At 69.5% G+C, this 2,632-nt stretch carries 1 protein-coding gene; it reads left to right on the forward strand.

All coding sequences use genetic code 11. The features are described from left to right. On the forward strand, window positions 1–2,632 hold a 2,632-nt coding region (locus TSH64_RS22150; protein WP_199237635.1), incomplete at both ends, for a condensation domain-containing protein.

Genomic DNA, 2,632 nt, shown 5'->3' on the forward strand with positions numbered 1-2,632 from the left:
CGGGGATGACGGTCAGCAGCGCCTGCTGCTGGCGATCCACCATCTTGTGGTGGACGGCGTGTCCTGGCGCGTGCTGCTGGAGGATCTGCAACTGGCCTGCACGCAGCTGGAACGGGGCGGGGCGGTGGTGCTGCCGGCCAAGACCGCCTCCTTCCAGTCCTGGGGCGAGGCCCTGTGCCGCCACGCCGCGAGCGGGGCGCTGCGGGATGAACTGTCCTGGTGGCGCGACAGCCTGACGGATGCGCCGGCCGGACTGCCTGGCGTGGCGGAGCCGGTTTCTCCCGAGGCGCTGACGGTTGCGAAGTCGGCGGTTGCGCGGACGCGGCTGGATGGGGGCTGGACGAAACGGCTGCTGTCGTCGGCGCCTGCGGCCTACCGGACGCGGGTGAACGACCTTCTGCTGACGGCGCTGTCGCGGGTGCTGTGCCGGTGGAGCGGCGGCGCCTCGGCGCTGGTGCAACTGGAGGGGCATGGCCGCGAGGAGCTGGTGGCGGGCCTGGACCTCAGCCGCAGCGTCGGCTGGTTCACCACTGCCTATCCGGTGCATCTGCACCCCGGAGGGGAGGAGGGCACTGCGATTGGCGCGGCGATCAAGGCGGTGAAGGAGCAGTTGCGGGCGGTTCCGTCGAACGGGCTGGGCTACGGCGTGCTGCGCCATCTGGGCGATGCGGAGGCGCAGGCAACGCTGCGGGCCCTGCCCGAGGCGCGGGTGACCTTCAACTATCTGGGTCAGTTCGACGGCAGCTTCGACGACACCGCCCGCTTCGTGCCGGCCGACGAGCCAGCGGGCAGCAGCCAGGATGCCGATGCGCCTCTGGGCAACTGGCTGACGCTGAACGGTCAGGTTTATGACGGGGAACTGGTGTTCGACTGGAGCTACAGCCGCTCCGTCCTGGCGGTCCCGGTTGTGGAAGAGCTGGCCGCAGCCTATGGGGAGGAGCTTCGGGCGCTGGTCGCGCATTGCGAGTCCTCGGCCGGCGGTGTGACGCCGTCGGACGTTCCGCTGGCCGGGCTGACCCAGGGGCAGCTGGACGCGCTGCCGCTGCCGGCGCGCGAGGTGGAGGACCTCTACCCGCTGACGCCGATGCAGCAGGGCATGCTGTTCCATGCGCTCTACGAGCCGGGTGGCGACGCCTACATCAACCAGATGCGGGTGGATGTGGAGGGGCTGGACGTGGCGCGCTTCCATGCGGCATGGCAGGGGGCGGTCGACGCGCATGACAGCCTGCGGGCGGGCTTCCTGTGGGACGGCCTGGAGCAGCCGTTGCAGGCGATCCGGCGCAAGGTCGCGGTGCCGCTGCGGCTGGAGGATTGGCACGGCGATGCGGACCCGACGGCGCGGCTGGACGGGCTTGCGGCGGCGGAGCGGCAGGCCGGCTTCGACCTTGCGGCACCGCCTCTGCTGCGGCTGGCGGTGGTGCGCACGGGCGGGGAGCGCCATCATGTGATCCTGACCAGCCACCACATCCTGCTGGACGGCTGGAGCAGCTCGCAGCTTCTGGGCGAAGTGCTGCAACGCTATGCCGGCGTCGTGCCGGCGGCGGACGGCGGTCGCTTCCGCGACCATGTGGCCTGGCTGCAAGGGCGCGACAGGGCGGCGTCCGAGGCCTTCTGGCGCAACCGCACCGCCGAACTCCAACAGCCGACCAAGATCGCGACGGCCAGCGGGCAACCGGATGTTGTTCAAGGGCACGGAATCCTCGAACTTGCCTTCGGCAAGGAGGAAACCGCGCGGCTCGTCCGCTTCGCCCGTCAGAGTCAGGTGACGCTCAACACGTTGGTTCAGGCCGCCTGGCTGCTGCTTCTGCACCGGCGGACCGGACAGAAGGCGGTGGCGGCCGGCGTGACGGTCTCCGGCCGGCCGGCTGAGCTGCCGGGCATCGAAAAGCAGATCGGCCTGTTCATCAACACGCTGCCGCTGGTCGCTACACCGCATCCGGCCCAGACCGTGTCGGAATGGCTGAGCGATCTCCAGGCCAGCAATCTCGAAATGCGGGAGCACGAACACACCCCGCTGGCCGACATCCAGCGCTGGTCCGGCCATAACGGCGAAATGCTGTTCGACAGTCTGCTGGTGTTCGAGAACTATCCGCTGTCCGACGCGCTTGGCCATGGAGAAGGGCGCGGAGAAACCGGCGGCCTGCGCTTCGGCGCTCCACAGAATCATGAACTCACCTCCGTCCCGTTGACCCTGCTGATGGGTGCCGGAAAGCAACTGACGTTGACCTTCAGCCATTGGCGCGATCGTATCGGCGACGAGGAGGTCCGCCATTTCGCCGCACAGACCCAACGGCTTCTGCTGGCCCTGGTCGAGGATGCCGGGCGCCGGTTGGGTGAGATCGGGTTGCTCGACGAGGAGGGATGGCGGAGCTTCGCCGGCTGGAACGCGACCCGCGACGGGACGCTGACCGCCGGTCCATTGGTGCCGGATCTGATCGCGGAGCAGGCCCGTCTGCATGGCGGGTGCCCTGCGGTGAGCTTCGGCGGGCGGACGCTGAGCTATGCCGAGCTGGAGGCGCAGGCGAACCGCTTGGCCCACCGGTTGCGGGCTCTCGGCGTCGGCCCGGAGGTGACGGTCGGCGTCTTCGCCGAACGTTCGCTGGAACTGGTCGTCGGCCTGCTGGCGGTGATG

It is taken from the genome of Azospirillum sp. TSH64 (assembly GCF_003116035.1).
In the GTDB taxonomy this organism is placed as follows: Bacteria; Pseudomonadota; Alphaproteobacteria; order Azospirillales; family Azospirillaceae; genus Azospirillum.